This window comes from Gemmobacter aquaticus, from assembly GCF_007859075.1.
Lineage (GTDB): Bacteria > Pseudomonadota > Alphaproteobacteria > Rhodobacterales > Rhodobacteraceae > Gemmobacter > Gemmobacter aquaticus.
Genome location: NZ_VOAK01000020.1, coordinates 108481 through 124959 on the forward strand (window position 1 = coordinate 108481; position 16479 = coordinate 124959).

Genomic DNA, 16479 nt, shown 5'->3' on the forward strand with positions numbered 1-16479 from the left:
TTGTGTCGGGGGCGCGGTCTGCGCCCCCTGTGCGCCTTAGCCTTCCAGCATGAACTGATAGCTGGCTGGCACAAGGCGGAAGCCGTCGCCCTGCGCCTCGAGATACCCAATCGCCGGGAAGGGCATGTGGTAGCCGATAAACGGAAGCCGGTCGGCTGCGATCATGCCCAGCAAGGATTTGCGCGTGGCTGCGGCCTTTGCCTTGTCGGCGTCGAATTTCACTTCCCAGTCCGGGCGCTGCAGCGAAAATACATAGTGGTTCACGGTATCGGCCGTCAGCATCAAGGGTTTGCCCTCACTTTCGATGCGGAAAACCATATGTCCGGGGGTGTGACCCACAGCCGCCATCGCCGTGATGCCGGGGGCGACCGACGCGCCATCATCGATCATGGTCATCTTTTCGGCCAGCGGTTTGACCTTGGTGTCAAAACCTTCGTTGCCGGCCTTGGTCCAGTGATCGAACTCGGTCGCGCCAGCGACATAGCGGGCATTGGCAAAGGTCGGCGCCTCGCCCGCGATCCCGCCGATATGGTCGCCATGCATATGGGTCAGCACCACAACGTCGATCTGGTCGGGAGTGTAGCCCGCCGCCGCCAGCGCGCCGGTAATCGCCTCGGGCGCGAGCCCAGTGTCAAAGAGGATCAGTTCTGCCCCGGTGTTCACCAATGTGGGGGTGAAAAAGTTCTGCGTCTTGTCTGCTGGCAGGAAATTGGCAGCGGCGAGGGCCGCGAAGTCTTCCGGAGTCGCGTTCAGGCCAAAGGTTTCCTGCGGCTTTTCAGTGGTCCGGGTGCCCACAAGCAGCGTCGTCACCTCAAACCCGCCCAGCTTGAAGCGGTGGTGGGTGGGGGTTGTCGCACCCATCATGCCCGCCGCGGCCTGGGCCGGGCGGGGTGCCAGGCCCACAAGCGGCAGCGCGGCCCCTGCGAAAAGTGCGGTGCGTCGGGAAAAGGTCAGGCTTGTCATGGTCATGGCTCTCCTCTGCGATACCGGCTGGGGCAGCTTGCCCGTGGCTGTCGTCGTGAGGGTAGGTCGAACGCGCGCGACGCCAAGTCACGCTTGCGTCATTCCCACCACGGATCGATGGCCGCGATGTCGGCATCGGACCAGCCAAAGTGGTGGGCAAGCTCGTGTATCAGAACATGCGCAACCAGCTCGCCCAACGAGACATTCCCCCGATCGAGCCATTCATCGAGGATCGGGCGTCGGAAGAGCCAGATGACGTCGGGGCCAAGCGGCTGGTCCATCACCGACTTCTCGGTCAGCGGCGTGCCTTCGTAAAGGCCGGTCAATTCGAACGGGTCTTCGATGCCCATGCTGTCAAGGATGTGGTCGGGCGGGAAATCCTCGATCCGCAGACGGACCTGTGCGGCGGGCAGGCGCCATGGCTCGGGCAGGCCCTCGAGGGTCTGATGGGCCAACTCTTCGATCAGGGCGAGGTCGGGGGCAAGGGTTGCGGCTTGGGCTTGGGTCATGCGCGGCAAGATAGGTGTGCGGCGGGGGCAGGGGAAGGGCGCGCGATATGGACAAAACGCGCGGCCCGTGCAAAGGGTGCCGGATTCAGGAGGCTTGAAATGACCACCGTTACCCGCTTTGCGCCCTCGCCCACCGGCTATATCCATGTCGGCAACCTGCGCACCGCCTTGATGAACTATCTGATCGCACGCAAGAGCGGCGGCCAGTTCATCCTGCGGCTGGACGATACCGACCAGGAACGCTCAAAGCAGGAATACGCCGATGGCATCATGCGCGATCTGGAATGGCTGGGCCTGCACTGGGACCGACTGGAGAAGCAGTCGCTGCGCCTTGACCGCTATCGCGCCGAAGCGGAGACGCTGAAGGCCAAGGGCCGGTTTTATGAATGCTTCGAAAGCCCGACCGAGCTTGATCTGAAGCGCAAGAAGCTGCTGAACATGGGCAAGCCGCCGGTCTATGACCGCGCATCCTGGCGCCTGAGCGATGAGGAGAAGGCAAAGCTGCGTGCCGAAGGGCGCGAGGGCTACTGGCGCTTCCTGTTGAACCAGACGCGGATCGAATGGGCGGACGGCATCCTTGGGCCGATCTCGATCGATGCGGCCAGCGTCTCAGATCCGGTGCTGATCCGCGCGGATGGTCAGGTGCTTTATACCTTTGCATCGTCCGTCGATGACATCGACATGGGTGTCACGCATATCGTGCGGGGCGCCGACCATGTGACGAATACCGCGACACAGATCCAGATTATGGAAGCGATGGGCGGCACGCCCCCCGCCTTCGCCCACCATTCGCTGCTGACCGGCGCGAAGGGGGAAGAGCTGTCGAAACGTCTGGGAACGCTGTCCTTGCGCGATCTGCGTGCCCGCGGGGTAGAGCCGATGGCGCTGCTGAGCCTGATGGCGCGGCTTGGGTCCTCGAAACCGGTGGTGCTGGCCGGGTCACTTGACGAGCTTGCCGAAGGATTCGACGTCGGCAGCTTTGGCTCGGCCCCCACCAAGTTCGACCCCGAGGATCTGTTCCCGCTGACCCGCGCCCATGTGCAGGCGCTGCCGCTCGATGCTGTGGCCGAGCGCATCCGCGCCCTTGGCGTGCCGGAGGACAAGGCCGCGCAATTCTGGCGCGTGGCCAAGGACAATATCACCGTGCTGGACGATCTGGCTGGCTGGTGGGACCTGTTCCAGAACGGCGCTGAGCCGATGGTCGATGACGAGGACCGCGAATTCGTGGCGCAGGCGCTGGCCATGCTGCCCGCCCAGCCCTGGACCGAGGCAACCTGGGGGCAATGGACGGCTGCGGTGAAAGAGGCCACGGGCCGCAAGGGCAAGGGTTTGTTCATGCCGCTGAGGAAGGCACTGACCGGACAGGCGCATGGCCCCGAGATGGCGGATGTCATGCCTCTGCTGCAGAAGGTGCGCGGGTTGTGATCCTTGCACCGGGGGCTTCGCGCCCCCGGACCCCGCGGGATATATTTCAAAAGAAGAATGAGGGGCGCGGTCGCGCCCTTCTGGCGTTTTGAGGGCTTGGTTATGGCGCAGGCAAAGTTTGTTGAGGGCAACCTCTTTCGGCATGTGACGGTGATGTCGCTGACGGCCTCTGTCGGATTGATGGCGATCTTCATCGTGGACCTGGTGAACATGGTCTACATCAGCTGGCTGAAGGACGAGGTACTGACAGCCGCCGTGGGTTACGCAGGCGCGGTGCTGTTCTTTGCCACTGCCTTCGGGATCGGGCTATCGATCGGGGTTTCTGCGCTGGTCGCGCAGGCGATCGGTGCGCGTGACCTGCCGCTTGCCCGTCAAAGAACGACCGAGGGGCTGGTGCTAAGCGCGGTGCTGTCGGTGCTGTTTTCGGCAGTGGTCTGGATCTTGCTGCCGCAAATCGTGGCCGTGCTGGGGGCAAAAGGGCGCACGGCAGAGGAAACGCTGTGGTTTCTGCAACTTGTGATCCCCGGCCAGCCGCTGCTGACGGTGGGGATTGTCGGCGCGGCAGTGATGCGCGCGCATGGTGCTGCGCGGCGCGCGATGATGGTCACGGTCTGGGGTGCCATCGTGCTGGCGCTTCTGGACCCGGTCTTCATCCTCTGGGCCGATCTGGAGCTGACAGGGGCAGCGATGGCGGGCTGGGGGTCGCGACTTGCCATGGCGGCGCTTGGGCTTTGGCCGATCTGGCGGGTCTTGGGCGGGTTCACCCCCGTCTCGGGGCGCAGCCTGTGGGCGGCGATGGCGCCCTTGTTCGTCATTTCGGGGCCTGCGATCCTGACGCAGCTTGCAACCCCGGTCGGGCAGGCGATGGTGACGCGGATGGTTGCAGGTTTCGGCGAGGCGGCGGTTGCCGGCATGGCGATTGCCGGTCGCCTGACGCCGGTCGCCTTTGCCATGATCTTTGCGCTGGCGGGCGCGGTTGGACCGATTATCGGGCAGAACCTTGGGGCGGGGCGTATGGACCGCGTCAAACGCACCTTTTGGGACGCGATCCTGTTTTGCGCCCTTGTGATCTCGGGGATGTCGCTTCTGCTGTTCCTGCTGCGCGCGCCACTGGCCGAACTTTTTCACGCCGAGGGGGTGACGCGCGACATCCTCTATCTGTTCTGCGGGCCGCTGAGCCTTTCCTTCTTCTTCAACGGTCTGATCTTCATTGCCAATGCCACCTGCAACAATCTGGGCGCGGCGTTTCAGTCGACCTTGGTCAATTGGGGCCGGCATACCCTGGGCACGCTGCCATTCGCCTGGTGGGGGGCACAGGTCTGGGGACCGCAGGGGGTGTTGATCGGCCAGTCCTTCGGTGGGGTCCTCTTCGGGCTTCTGGCGGTTTTTCTGGCACTACGGGTGATCCGGCGTCGGTCTGCGACCATGTGAATGTCGGATTTGTGTGATGATGCGTCGGAATCACATTTTCCGCTTGCCACGCCACAGCGCTGCGGGCTAACCCTGTGCCTGTCAGGATCGGGAGAATCCGGCGGGGGCACCCAGTCTATCGGGCGCTTCGGAGCCGGTGCCGAAGGAGCAACCGCCCCGGTAAACTCTCAGGCGCAAGAACCGTTCTGACGCAAAAACTCTGGAGAGTGGCGCAAGGCGCCCGCCGAAGGGATAACGATCTCAGGCGCCCGAACGGGTAGGGACAGAGGGGGCACCGAGAGGCAGGGGTTGGCCTGTCCGCACGGTGCCGGTGACATCATGTCCGGCGGAAAGGGGGGACGCGTGAGCGACCTGAAGCGTTTGGCGCTGCATGACTTGCATGTGGCACTTGGGGGCAAGATGGTTCCCTTCGCCGGCTATGAAATGCCTGTGCAATACGGCCTCGGCGTGATGAAAGAGCATCTGCATACGCGTGCCGCCGCCGGGCTTTTCGATGTGAGCCACATGGGGCAGGTGATCCTGCGTCCAAAGGGCAGCTATCAGGACACGGCGCTGGCCTTCGAAGGGCTGATGCCGGTCGATGTGCTGGGCGTGGCCGAAGGGCGGCAGCGCTACGGCCTGTTTACCGACCAAGCCGGCGGTATTCTGGATGACCTGATGTTCGCCAACCGCGGTGATCATCTGTTCGTGGTTGTGAACGCGGCCTGCAAAGAGGCGGATGTCGCCCATATGCAGGCGCATCTTTCGGATACGACCGGGGTGATTGCCGTGACCGACCGCGCGCTTCTGGCGCTGCAGGGGCCGCAGGCAGAGGCGGCGCTGGCGCGGATCGTGCCTTCAGTCGCCGCGATGCGGTTCATGGATGTGGCGCAGCTTCCCTCGGGCTATGGCGAACTGTGGATCAGCAGGTCAGGCTATACCGGCGAGGACGGGTTCGAGATCTCGGTCCCCGAGGCGGGCGCGGGGGCACTCGCCCGCGCGCTGCTCGATATGGCCGAGGTCGAGGCGATCGGGCTTGGCGCGCGCGACAGCCTGCGCCTTGAGGCCGGGCTTTGCCTCTATGGCCACGACATTGATACGACGACCAGCCCGGTCGAGGCGGGGCTGACATGGGCAATCCAGAAGCCCCGCCGTGCTGGCGGCGCGCGTGAAGGCGGGTTCCCCGGCGCTGCGCGCATCTTGCGCGAACTGGCCGATGGGCCGGCGCGGCTGCGCGTCGGTCTGCGCCCCGAAGGTCGCGCCCCGATGCGCGAGGGGACAGAACTTTTCACCCATGACGGCACGGCCCTTGGTCAGGTGACCTCGGGCGGCTTCGGACCTTCGGTCGAGGCGCCGATTGCCATGGGCTATGTGCCGCGCGGCCAAGCCGAGATCGGCACCACCTTGCAGGGCGAGGTGCGCGGAAAGCGCCTGCCCGTGACGGTGGCTGCCATGCCTTTCCAACCCACAACCTACAAACGCTGAGACCTGGGAGCCAAAAGAGATGAAATACACCAAAGAACATGAATGGCTGCGCGTCGAGGGCGAGCTTGTGGTGGTGGGCATCACCCAGCATGCCGCCGAAGCCCTTGGCGACGTTGTCTTTGTCGAACTGCCCGAGCCGGAAACGCAGGTTGCCGCTGGTGACGAGGTCTGCGTGATCGAAAGCGTCAAGGCCGCCTCTGACATTCTGGCCCCGGTCGATGGCGAGATCGTCGAGGTGAACGAGGCGCTTTCCGACAATCCAGGCCTTGTGAACGAAGATCCGACGGGCACGGCCTGGTTCTTCAAGATGAAGATCGACGATCTGGCCGTGCTGAACGATTTCATGGACGAAGACGAATACAACGAGCTGATCGGCTGAACGGCCGGTAACCGGTGAACATTCCGGCTCCGGGTGATTGCGAGGCGATCCCCGGATGCCGCTGCACAGGATGTGGTGAGATGGGCTTCACGCCGACCGACTATAACCCCTATGATTTCGCGAACCGCCGCCATATCGGTCCCTCTCCGGCCGAGATGGCCGAGATGCTGAAGGCGGTGGGCGTGCCGACGCTTGATGCGCTGATCGACGAGACGATCCCCGCGAGCATCCGCCAGACCGACCCGCTCGACTGGGCGCCGCTGTCCGAGCATGAGTTGCTGGCAAAGATGCGTGGCGTTGCGGCCAAGAACAAGGTGATGACCAGCCTGATCGGGCAGGGCTACTATGGCACTGTGACGCCGCCTGCCATCCAGCGCAACATTCTGGAAAACCCGGCCTGGTACACCGCCTATACGCCCTATCAGCCAGAGATTGCGCAAGGCCGGCTTGAGGCGCTTTTGAACTATCAGACCATGGTGGCCGACCTGACCGCGCTGCCGGTGGCCAATGCAAGCCTTCTGGACGAGGCGACCGCCGCCGCCGAAGCCATGGCCATGGCCGAACGCGTGGCGAAGTCCAAGGCGCGCGCCTTCTTTGTCGATGATCACTGCCACCCGCAGACAATCGAGGTGATCCGCACCCGCGCATTCCCCCTCGGCATCGAGGTGATTGTGGGAGATCCCGAGACGATGGATGCGGGCGCGGTTTTCGGCGCCATTTTCCAGTATCCGGGTACCTGGGGCCATGTGCGTGACCTCGCGCCGTGGATCGATGCGCTGCACGCGGCCAAGGCCGTGGCCGTGGTCGCGACCGACCTTCTCGCGCTGATGATGCTCAAGGCGCCGGGCGAGATGGGGGCGGATATCGCGGTCGGGTCGGCGCAGCGCTTTGGCGTGCCGATGGGCTATGGCGGGCCGCATGCAGCCTTCATGTCGTGTCGCGACGACTTCAAGCGCGCGATGCCCGGGCGGATCGTGGGCGTGTCGATCGACGCGCGCGGAAACAAGGCCTACCGGCTGTCCCTGCAGACGCGCGAGCAGCATATCCGGCGCGAGAAGGCCACCTCCAACGTCTGCACCGCGCAGGCGCTGCTGGCGGTGATGGCCAGCATGTATGCCGTGTTCCACGGGCCTAAAGGTCTGCGCGCCATTGCCGAGCGGGTGCACAGCTATACCGTGCGGCTGGCCCGCGCGCTGCGCGACGCTGGCGCCACGCTGCCGCCCAAGGCCTTTTTCGACACGATCACGGTCAACGTCGGCGTGGGGCAGGCGGGCATCCTCGCTGCGGCCCGGCTTGAGGGGCTAAACTTCCGCAAGGTCGGCAACGACCATGTCGGCATCAGCCTTGATGAGACCACGAACGAAGACGTGCTGATCCGTGTGCTGCGCGCCTTTGGTATCCATCAGGCCCCCCCGGCCGAGGCCGAGCTTGGCTTCCCGTCCGAGATGCTGCGGGAATCCGAGGTGCTGACCCATCCGGTTTTCCACATGAACCGCGCGGAATCCGAGATGATGCGCTATATGCGGCGGCTTTCGGATCGCGACCTCGCGCTCGACCGCGCGATGATCCCGCTTGGGTCCTGCACCATGAAGCTGAACGCTGCAGCCGAGATGATGCCGATCACCTGGCAGTCGTTTTCCACGCTGCATCCCTTTGTTCCGGTGGATCAGGCGGCGGGCTATGCCGAGGCGATTGCGGATCTGTCGCAGAAGCTGTGCCAGATCACCGGATATGATGCCTTCTCCATGCAGCCCAACTCGGGTGCGCAGGGCGAATACGCGGGCCTTCTGACCATTCAGGCCTATCATCGCGCGCGTGGTGAAGGGCACCGCGACGTCTGTCTGATCCCGGTATCGGCCCATGGCACCAACCCGGCTTCGGCGCAAATGGCGGGCATGAAGGTCGTTGTGGTGAAGTCCTCTCCCAACGGCGACGTCGATGTCGAGGATTTCCGCGCCAAGGCGGCCGAAGCGGGTGCAAACCTTGCGGCTTGCATGATCACCTATCCCAGCACGCATGGCGTGTTCGAAGAAACGGTGCGCGAGATCTGCAAGATCACACATGACCACGGAGGGCAGGTCTATATCGACGGCGCGAACATGAACGCGATGGTCGGTCTGGTGAAGCCGGGCGAGATCGGCGGCGACGTAAGCCACCTGAACCTGCACAAGACCTTTGCCATTCCGCATGGCGGCGGCGGCCCCGGCATGGGGCCGATCGGGGTGAAGGCGCATTTGGCGCCGCATCTGCCGGGGCATCCCGAAACCGGCGGTGCCGAAGGCCCGGTCAGCGCGGCGCCCTATGGCTCGGCCTCGATCCTGCTGATCTCATGGGCCTACTGTCTGATGATGGGGGGCGAGGGGCTGACGCAGGCGACCCGCGTGGCGATCCTGAACGCCAACTACATCGCGGCACGCCTGAAGGGTGCCTATGAGGTGCTCTTCATGGGCAACCGCGGCCGCGTGGCGCATGAATGCATCCTCGATACGCGCCCCTTCGCCGAAGCGGGCGTCACGGTGGACGACATCGCCAAACGCCTTATCGACAATGGCTTCCATGCGCCGACCATGAGCTGGCCCGTCGCAGGTACGCTGATGGTCGAGCCGACCGAGTCAGAGACCAAGGCCGAGATCGACCGGTTCATCACAGCCCTTCTGGCTATCCGGGCCGAGATCAAGGCGGTCGAGGCCGGCGAGATCTCGGCCGAGGACAGCCCGCTGCGGCACGCGCCGCACACGGTGGAAGATCTGGTTGCAGACTGGACGCGCAAATACCCGCGCGAGCAGGGCTGCTTCCCGCCCGGTGCCTTCCGTGTGGACAAGTACTGGCCGCCGGTGGGGCGCGTCGACAACGTCTATGGTGACCGGAACCTCATCTGCACCTGCCCGCCGGTTGAAAGCTACGCCCAGGCGGCCGAGTGAGGCATCCAAAGGGGGGCGGCTGCAAATGCCGCCCCTTTTCCACATCGTGTGGACTTGCACCCGAGATGATGGCTTCCAATATATTCGGGCAGGTGAATGTGTTTTGGGGAAGCCAATGACCAGCGTGAAACTGACCTGCACCTCTTGTGGACAGATCAACCGTGTCGCAGGCGAACGGCTTGAGCAAAGACCAAAATGCGGCATCTGCGGCGAGCCGCTTGATGATGGCAAGGTGCGCGAACTTGATGCCAAAAGCCATGACAAGGCGATCCGAAGCGATGATTTGCCCTTGCTGGTCGATTATTGGGCGCCCTGGTGCGGCCCCTGCCGGATGATGGCGCCCGAGTTCGCCAAAGCGGCGCAGGCGCTTGCGCCAGACGTGCGCTGCGTCAAGCTCAATACTCAAGACCACCCGGACGTGGCCTCGCGCGCCAAGATCATGGGGATTCCGGCGCTTGTCCTCTACGATCGGGGGCGCGAGGTTGCCCGCCTGGCCGGCGCCCGCCCCGCCGCGCAGATTGCCGATTTCGTGCGCCAGAACCTTGCAGGGCGTATGTGACAAACGGGCCTGCCCAACGACCCTGCGCAATCCTGCGATGCTTGACAATTCAGGCACGATTCGCCACAACCCGGCTCAGGTCGAGGGGCAGTAGCTCAGTTGGGAGAGCGCGTCGTTCGCAATGACGAGGTCAGGGGTTCGATCCCCCTCTGCTCCACCAGACCTTTCCTTCCCGAAAATCTCTGAGCTTTCGCAAAGGTTTGGCTGATTGATTGACGTGCTGTGGCTGCACGCGGCCTTGTCGTGGACGGCCTGCGAAGTGCTGCGTCCACATGGCTCAGCGCAGAGGTGGAAATTCCTCAATATCTGTCGGAGGATGGTGGGCGACCCTGGAATCGAACCAGGCACGAGTCGCCTCGGCGGAGTTACAGTCCGCTGCCGCACCTTGCAGCACGTCGCCCACTGGCGGGGGATGTATCCGGGGGCGCCGGGGTCGTCAAGGGGCGACGGCGCGGAAAGTGAAGGATTTTCGCTTGCAGCCGGTAGGCCCCCCGGCGCATTGTCCGCGCCACGATCTGAAGGGGAAGAAACATGAGCGGCGGCGCCAAGAAACCGGCCTGGGTCATCGACAAGGAACGCGCCAAGCGCGCGGCGGCCAGCGAAACCGTCTGGCTGTTCGGCCTGCATGCCGTGCGTGATGCGCTGTTGAACCCGGCGCGTCAGAAGCTGCGGCTGGTGCTGACCAAGAACGCTTTTGACAAGCTTGAGGATGCCGTTTCACAAGCCGGGATCGAGCCCGAGATCGTCGACCCGCGCAAGTTCAGCGTGCCGATCGACGAAGGTTCGGTCCATCAGGGTGCCGCGCTTGAGGTGAAGCCGCTCAACTGGGGCAAGCTTGCCGATGTGGCAATCTCTGGCTTGGGGGCACCGCTTGTCGTGCTTCTCGACCGGGTAACCGATCCGCATAACGTCGGCGCCGTACTGCGCTCGGCCGAGGTTTTCGGTGCCCGCGCCGTGATCGCACCGCGCCACCATTCGGCGCCCGAAACCGGCGCGTTGGCCAAGACCGCAAGCGGCGCGCTAGAACGCCAGCCCTATCTGCGCGTCACCAACCTTGCCGAGGCGATGGACGAGTTGCGCGAGATGGGCTTTGTTCTGCTGGGCCTCGATGGCGAGGCCGAGGTGACGCTGGCCGAGGCTGTGGTCGAGGCCGGAACGCGCCCCATTGGGCTTGTCATGGGCGCCGAGGGGCCGGGCCTGCGCGAAAAAACGCGCGAGACCTGTGACAGGCTGGTGCGCATTCCCTATCCGGGCGGGTTCGGTTCGCTCAACGTCTCCAACGCGGCGGCGGTGGCGCTTTATGCCGTCAGCCAGCGCTGAGTTCACGTTCCTGCGACTGGGGGCTGCCTGCACTTTATTCGCCCGGCAAAGTGCCCATATGATGAATTGGAGAGCGGGTATGGAACCCCCGTCCCTTCCTTTTACTGTCCCTCGTTCCACACCTGGCGCCCGGGCCCCCGCTTCGGGCGCTTTTTTCTGCGCGAGATGATGTGATGTCTGACACTGACGCAAAGATCCGGTCCATCCTGACCGAGGTGAAGACAATTGCCATGGTCGGCTGGTCGCCAAAGCCGGACCGGCCCAGCCATCGGGTCGCAGCCTATCTGGCGGCGCGGGGATATCGGGTGATTCCGGTCAATCCGGGTGCCGCCGGGCAGATCGCCCTGGGTGAGACCGTGCGCGCATCGCTGGCCGAAATCGAGGGGCCGGTCGATATGGTCGAAATCTTCCGCCGGTCTGAGGCTGTGCCGCCGGTCGTCGAGGGGGCGCTGAGGCTGCCGGGTCTGAAGGCGATCTGGATGCAGCTTGGCATCACGAATGCGCAGGCCGCGGCCGAGGCCGAGGCGAGGGGGGTGCAGGTGGTACAGGACCGCTGCCCGGCGATCGAGATCCCGCGTCTGGGGCTTTGATCCGGCCGGTGCTTTGATCCACGCCTATTTGCGCGCGGCTTTTTCGGCAATACCGGATTTGCCTTCACGCCGCGCAAGCTCGGCCTCCACATCGGCCAAGGTCACATCACGTGCGGCCAGCATGACAAGCAGGTGGTAAAGCACATCTGCCGCCTCGGATGTCAGGCGGTCGCGGTCGCCCTTGACCGCCTCGATGATCGCCTCGACGGCCTCTTCCCCAAACTTTTCGGCGCATTTCTCGGGGCCCTTGGTCAGCAGCTTGGCAGTCCAGCTGCTGTCAGGGTCTGCGCCTTTGCGTGCGGCGATGGTTGCGGCCAGGGCCTGAAGCACGCTCATGTCAGCCTCACGGGGATGCCGGCTGCGGCCAGGTGGGCTTTGGCCTCGCCGATTGTATAGGTGCCGAAGTGGAAGATGGACGCGGCCAGCACCGCTGACGCGCCGCCGATGGTTACACCTTCGACGAGGTGGTCAAGCGTGCCGACGCCGCCCGAGGCAATGACCGGAACCGAGACCGCATCGGCGATGGCGCGGGTGAGCGGCAGGTTGTAGCCGCCCTTGGTGCCGTCGCGGTCCATCGAGGTCAGCAGGATCTCGCCCGCGCCTTTGGCTGCGACGGTGCGGGCAAACTCGACCGCATCGATGCCCGTGGGCTTGCGCCCGCCATGGGTGAAGATCTGCCATTTTCCGGGCGCCACGGTCTTTGCGTCGATGGCGACGACGATGCACTGGCTGCCGAAACGGTCAGCACTGCGGGCGACCACATCGGGGTCGGCCACGGCGGCCGAGTTGAACGAGACCTTGTCAGCCCCGGCGAGCAGCAGGGCGCGCACGTCTTCGGGCGTGCGGACGCCGCCGCCCACCGTCAGCGGCATGAAGCATTGCTCGGCCGTACGGGTCACCAGATCGAACATGGTGCCGCGATTTTCATGGGTGGCGTGAATGTCGAGGAAGGTCAGTTCATCCGCGCCGGCGGCGTCATAGGCCTTGGCGGCCTCGACGGGATCGCCCGCATCGATCAGGTTCACGAAGTTCACGCCTTTCACCACGCGGCCATCGGCCACGTCGAGGCAGGGAATGATGCGGGTTTTCAGCATGGGCCGACCTTAGCGTGCGGGGCGGGACGGGGGAAGGGGGCTTTGCCCCCTCGGGCCATGCGGCCCTCACCCCCAGGATATTTGGGAAAAGAAGAAATCAGGACTGAAGAGCTTTCAGCGCTGCGGCGAGGTCAATGGCGCCGTCATAGAGCGCACGGCCCGAGATGGCGCCTGCGATCACGCCGGTATCGCGAAGGGCGATAAGGTCGTCCATCCGGCTGACGCCGCCGCTGGCGATCACGGGGATGGTGACGGCGCGGGCCAGTGCCTCGGTCGCCTCGATGTTCGGCCCCTGCATGGCACCATCACGGTCGATGTCGGTGTAGATGATGGCGGCAACACCAGCGTCTTCAAAGCTGCGGGCGAGATCGGTGGCCTGCACGGTAGTTTCCTCGGCCCATCCCTTGGTCGCGACAAAGCCCTTGCGGGCGTCGATCCCCACGGCGACATGGCCGGGGAAGGCGCGTGCGGCTTCGCGCACGAGGTCGGGGTTTTCCACGGCGACGGTGCCGAGGATGACGCGGGAGAGACCCTTGTGCAGCCACATCTCGATCGTGGCCATGTCGCGGATGCCGCCGCCAAGCTGGGCAGGCACCTTGATGCGCTTCAGGATTGCCTCGACGGCCGCACCGTTGACCGGCGCGCCGGCGAAGGCGCCGTTCAGGTCGACGAGGTGCAGCCATTCGCAGCCCGCGGCCTCAAACTTGGCGGCCTGCGCGGCGGGGTCGTCGCCAAAGACGGTTGCCGCCGACATCTCGCCCCGCAAAAGGCGCACGCATTGGCCGTCTTTCAGGTCGATTGCGGGGTAAAGGATCATGGGCTTGCTCCGGCATTTGCTGCTTGCGGGCGGTTTGGCATGCACGCGGCGCTTGGGCAAGTCCGATCAGGGGCCGCAACGTCATGCTTGCGGGAATCCCGGCCGCGTGCGGAACATTGCCAAGAGGAAGTATGGGGAGGAGAACCCGATGAAGACGATGATTGCCGCCGCTGTGCTGGCGCTGGTCGCCGGTGTGGCGCAGGCCGATCCGGCAGAGGGCCTGTGGCAGACGCAAGAGGACGATGGTGCCTATGCCCATGTGACCATGGCCCCTTGCGGCCCGGCGTTCTGTGGCCAGATCAGCAAATCCTTCAAGGACGGCGCCGAGTTCAACTCGCCCAACCTTGGCAAGCAGATCGTGATCGACATGGTGCCTGCAGGCGACGGCAGCTATGCAGGCCAGGTCTGGCGGCCCTCGAATGACAAGATCTACACCGGCAAGATGGTGATCTCAGGCGATTCGATGAAGCTTTCGGGTTGCGTGGCTGGTGGGTTGTTCTGCAAGGCCCAGACCTGGACCCGGATCAAATAAGCAGAAAGCGGGTCGCAGCCAGCGTCCCGCTGCGGCAGGTTTCTGACAAAGGGAGCCTGCCATGGAACTCAAGGACTGGACCCGCCTGATCGCTCTGTCCCTGCTGTGGGGCGGGTCTTTCCTGTTCGTGGAGATCGCGCTGGAGCGCCTTCCGCCCCTGAGCGTGGTCTGGGCACGCGTCTCGCTGGGCGCCGTGCTGATCGCGCTGATGCTGAACGCGGGGCGTGCATCCCTGCCGCGCGGGTGGGCGGTCTGGCGCGCACTGATGGTCATGGGGTTTCTGAACAACGCCGTACCATTCAGCCTCTTTGCCTTTGCGCAGGGTGAGGTCAGTGGCAGCCTCGCGGCGATCCACAATGCCACGACGCCGCTGTTTGGCGTGGTGGTAGCCCATGTCGCGGGGGCCGAGCGGATGACACGGCTGCGTCTCGCGGGGCTTCTGTCGGGATTTGCGGGCGTGGTCATCATGGCAGGGGGCGGCGCGGGCGCCTTGCCTGCGATGGTGGCCTGCCTCGCGGCAGCCTTCAGCTATGCGCTTGCCGGGGTCTGGGGGCGGCGGTTCAAGGCGATGGGCGTTGCGCCGATGCAGGCGGCTTTTGGGCAGGTGACGGCGGCGGCCGTCATCGTTACGCCGCTGTGGCTGCTGGTTGACCGGCCCTGGATGCTCGACTGGCCCGGCGGGCGCGTTATGGGCGCGCTGATCGGCATTGCCGCACTTTCCACCGCTCTGGCCTATGCGATCTACTTTCGTCTGCTCGCCTCGGCCGGGGCGGTGCGACTGCTTCTGGTGACCTTCCTGATCCCGGTCTCGGCGGCCCTTCTGGGCGCGCTGGTTCTGGATGAGCGGCTGGAGCTGCAGCACTATGCAGGCTTTGCCCTGATTGCCGCCGGACTCTGGGCAGTTGCGCGGCGGGTCTAGCCGAAGACCGACCAGCCAGTTGCGCGGGTCAGCCGCTCCACCGCAAGGGTGCCCAGTTGCGAATTGCCCTGGGCGTTCAGGCCGGGGGACCAGACTGCGATCGAGGCGCGTCCCGGTGCCACCGCGAGGATTCCGCCGCCGACGCCGGATTTTCCCGGCAGGCCCACCCGATAGGCGAATTCACCCGATCCGTCATAATGCCCGCAGGTCATCATCAGCGCGTTGATCCGCCGCCGCCGGGCGGGCGTCAGGATCCGACCGCCGTCGGCGCCCCCCATCAGGAAGCGCCCGGCGCGGGCCAGTTGCAGCGCGCTCATCTCAATGGCGCATTGGTGGAAATAGGTGCCGCAGGTCAGTTCCGGCGCGTGCAGCAGATTGCCATGTGCCGCCATGAAATGCGCCAACGCCAGATTGCGGTGCCCATGCGCCTGTTCCGATGCCGCGACGGCCCGGTTGATGTGGATGTCATCATCGCCCGCCGCCTCGCGCAGAAAGCGCAGGATCTCGCCCAGCAACTCGCGCGGCTGGTGGCCGGCGAGGATTGCGTCGGTCACCACGATGGCGCCCGCATTGATGAACGGATTGCGGGGGATGCCGCGCTCATGCTCCAGTTGGATCATCGAGTTGAAGGCAAGCCCGGACGGCTCACGCCCGACGCGGCCCCAGAGTTGGTCGCCAAGACGCCCGAGCGCAATGGCAAGCGTGAACACCTTGCTGATCGACTGGATCGAGAAGGGCGTCGTCGCCTCGCCCGCGGTAAAGGTTTGCCCATCCGCCGTGCAGACCGCCATGCCGAAATGGTCAACCGACACCCGGGCGAGTTCCGGGATATAGTCGGCGACGCGACCGCGCTCGGGCGCGGCCGCCATCTCGGCCCCGATACCGTCGAGAATCGCTTGCAGGTCCATCAGGGGGTCCAGCGCAGGAAGTTTCCGATGATGCGCAGGCCGGTCGCCTGGGATTTCTCAGGGTGGAACTGGGTGCCCACCATATTGCCCGCGCCAATGATCGCCGTGACGTCCCCGCCATAGTCGACATGGGCGAGCCGCTCCGAGGGCTTGTCCACGCGGAAAGCGTAGGAGTGGACGAAATAGGCGTGGTCCCCGGTCGAGATGCCTTCAAGCACCGGGTGGGCGTTGTCGATCACCAGATCGTTCCAGCCCATGTGTGGCACTTTCAGATGTGGGTCGGTGGGGGTGATACGGGTCACCTCGCCGCCGATCCAGTCGAAGCCGGGGGTGTCCTGATACTCGCGGCCCCAGGTCGCCATCATCTGCATGCCAACGCAGATGCCCATGAAGGGCCGGCCCTTCATCCGAACCGCCTCGGCAATAGCCTCGAACAGCCCGCCATATTCGCCGAGCGCGCGGCGGCAGGCGGGGAAGGCGCCATCGCCGGGCAGCACGATGCGATCGGCGCGCGCCACATCCTCGGGGCGCGACGAGATGAGGATCTCGCCTCCGCCCACCTCTTGCGCCATGCGGGCAAAGGCCTTTTCGGCGGAATGCAGGTTGCCGCTGTCATAATCGACGAGGACGGTCAGCATGGAATGGCCT

Annotated in this window: 17 protein-coding genes, 2 tRNA genes and 1 riboswitch; of the genes, 11 read left to right on the forward strand and 8 right to left on the reverse strand. The window is 64.8% G+C overall.

Features of this window, described 5'->3' with window-relative positions:
• Positions 1–36 precede the first annotated feature (36 nt).
• Entirely contained in the window at positions 37–963 is a 927-nt protein-coding gene (locus FQU74_RS10245; RefSeq protein ID WP_146286643.1) for an MBL fold metallo-hydrolase, read from the reverse strand.
• 98 nt (positions 964–1061) lie between these two features.
• On the reverse strand, positions 1062–1472 hold the full coding sequence (locus FQU74_RS10250; protein WP_146286375.1) for a metallopeptidase family protein: 411 nt from the start codon (positions 1470–1472) through the stop codon (positions 1062–1064).
• A gap of 99 nt (positions 1473–1571) precedes the next feature.
• Between FQU74_RS10250 and gltX the strand changes: the two genes are divergently transcribed.
• From gltX to FQU74_RS10285, 7 genes are all read left to right on the forward strand, one after another.
• On the forward strand, positions 1572–2897 hold the full coding sequence (gene gltX / locus FQU74_RS10255; protein WP_146286376.1) for a glutamate--tRNA ligase: 1326 nt from the start codon (positions 1572–1574) through the stop codon (positions 2895–2897).
• 102 nt (positions 2898–2999) lie between these two features.
• Positions 3000–4328 carry an MATE family efflux transporter gene (locus FQU74_RS10260; RefSeq protein ID WP_146286377.1) on the forward strand — a complete coding sequence of 443 codons (1329 nt, stop codon included), beginning with the start codon at positions 3000–3002 and terminating at the stop codon, positions 4326–4328.
• A 78-nt stretch (positions 4329–4406) separates the two neighbouring features.
• Positions 4407–4521, forward strand: a riboswitch (glycine riboswitch).
• A gap of 125 nt (positions 4522–4646) precedes the next feature.
• Positions 4647–5792 carry a glycine cleavage system aminomethyltransferase GcvT gene (gcvT, locus tag FQU74_RS10265; protein WP_146286378.1) on the forward strand — a complete coding sequence of 382 codons (1146 nt, stop codon included), beginning with the start codon at positions 4647–4649 and terminating at the stop codon, positions 5790–5792.
• Positions 5793–5811: 19 nt separating this feature from the next.
• Entirely contained in the window at positions 5812–6171 is a 360-nt protein-coding gene (gene gcvH, locus FQU74_RS10270) for a glycine cleavage system protein GcvH (protein ID WP_146286379.1), read from the forward strand.
• Between the two features lie 80 nt (positions 6172–6251).
• Complete coding sequence (gene gcvP / locus FQU74_RS10275; protein ID WP_146286380.1) at positions 6252–9092, forward strand: aminomethyl-transferring glycine dehydrogenase; 2841 nt, start codon at positions 6252–6254, stop codon at positions 9090–9092.
• Positions 9093–9207: 115 nt separating this feature from the next.
• A complete protein-coding gene (gene trxC, locus FQU74_RS10280) occupies positions 9208–9651 on the forward strand; it encodes a thioredoxin TrxC (RefSeq protein WP_146286381.1) in 444 nt (147 codons plus the stop codon).
• Positions 9652–9735: 84 nt separating this feature from the next.
• A tRNA-Ala gene (locus tag FQU74_RS10285) sits at positions 9736–9811 on the forward strand.
• Positions 9812–9968: 157 nt separating this feature from the next.
• Here FQU74_RS10285 and FQU74_RS10290 read toward each other — a convergent pair.
• Positions 9969–10052 (reverse strand) — tRNA-Tyr (locus tag FQU74_RS10290).
• Between the two features lie 130 nt (positions 10053–10182).
• Between FQU74_RS10290 and rlmB the strand changes: the two genes are divergently transcribed.
• The gene (rlmB, locus tag FQU74_RS10295) at positions 10183–10971 is read left to right on the forward strand and encodes a 23S rRNA (guanosine(2251)-2'-O)-methyltransferase RlmB (protein WP_146286382.1); all 789 of its coding nucleotides are present in this window, start codon (positions 10183–10185) and stop codon (positions 10969–10971) included.
• Between the two features lie 173 nt (positions 10972–11144).
• Positions 11145–11561 carry a CoA-binding protein gene (locus tag FQU74_RS10300; protein ID WP_146286383.1) on the forward strand — a complete coding sequence of 139 codons (417 nt, stop codon included), beginning with the start codon at positions 11145–11147 and terminating at the stop codon, positions 11559–11561.
• Positions 11562–11585: 24 nt separating this feature from the next.
• On the opposite strand, the gene FQU74_RS10305 is transcribed toward FQU74_RS10300, so the two are convergent.
• The 3 genes from FQU74_RS10305 to hisA all read right to left on the reverse strand — a co-directional run bounded on the left by FQU74_RS10305 (position 11586) and on the right by hisA (position 13472).
• Positions 11586–11897, reverse strand: coding sequence for a phosphoribosyl-ATP diphosphatase (locus FQU74_RS10305; RefSeq protein ID WP_146286384.1), 312 nt, complete (start codon positions 11895–11897; stop codon positions 11586–11588).
• A complete protein-coding gene (hisF, locus tag FQU74_RS10310) occupies positions 11894–12655 on the reverse strand; it encodes an imidazole glycerol phosphate synthase subunit HisF (RefSeq protein ID WP_146286385.1) in 762 nt (253 codons plus the stop codon). The genes FQU74_RS10305 and hisF overlap by 4 nt, the downstream gene beginning before the upstream one ends.
• A 97-nt stretch (positions 12656–12752) precedes the next feature.
• Positions 12753–13472 carry a 1-(5-phosphoribosyl)-5-[(5-phosphoribosylamino)methylideneamino]imidazole-4-carboxamide isomerase gene (hisA, locus tag FQU74_RS10315; RefSeq protein WP_146286386.1) on the reverse strand — a complete coding sequence of 240 codons (720 nt, stop codon included), beginning with the start codon at positions 13470–13472 and terminating at the stop codon, positions 12753–12755.
• A gap of 148 nt (positions 13473–13620) precedes the next feature.
• Here hisA and FQU74_RS10320 point away from each other — a divergent pair, with 148 nt between their 5' ends.
• Together FQU74_RS10320 and FQU74_RS10325 are read left to right on the forward strand one after the other, a co-directional pair.
• A complete protein-coding gene (locus FQU74_RS10320) occupies positions 13621–14004 on the forward strand; it encodes a DUF2147 domain-containing protein (protein WP_146286387.1) in 384 nt (127 codons plus the stop codon).
• Positions 14005–14065: 61 nt separating this feature from the next.
• On the forward strand, positions 14066–14923 hold the full coding sequence (locus FQU74_RS10325; RefSeq protein WP_146286388.1) for a DMT family transporter: 858 nt from the start codon (positions 14066–14068) through the stop codon (positions 14921–14923).
• Here FQU74_RS10325 and FQU74_RS10330 read toward each other — a convergent pair.
• Together FQU74_RS10330 and hisH are read right to left on the reverse strand one after the other, a co-directional pair.
• A complete protein-coding gene (locus FQU74_RS10330) occupies positions 14920–15831 on the reverse strand; it encodes a glutaminase (RefSeq protein ID WP_146286389.1) in 912 nt (303 codons plus the stop codon). The two genes, FQU74_RS10325 and FQU74_RS10330, sit on opposite strands and share 4 nt — an antisense overlap.
• Positions 15831–16469 (reverse strand): imidazole glycerol phosphate synthase subunit HisH, encoded by a 639-nt coding sequence (gene hisH / locus FQU74_RS10335; protein ID WP_146286390.1) that lies wholly within the window; start codon positions 16467–16469, stop codon positions 15831–15833. Before hisH ends, FQU74_RS10330 begins: the two co-directional genes overlap by 1 nt.
• Between the last annotated feature and the right edge of the window lie 10 nt (positions 16470–16479).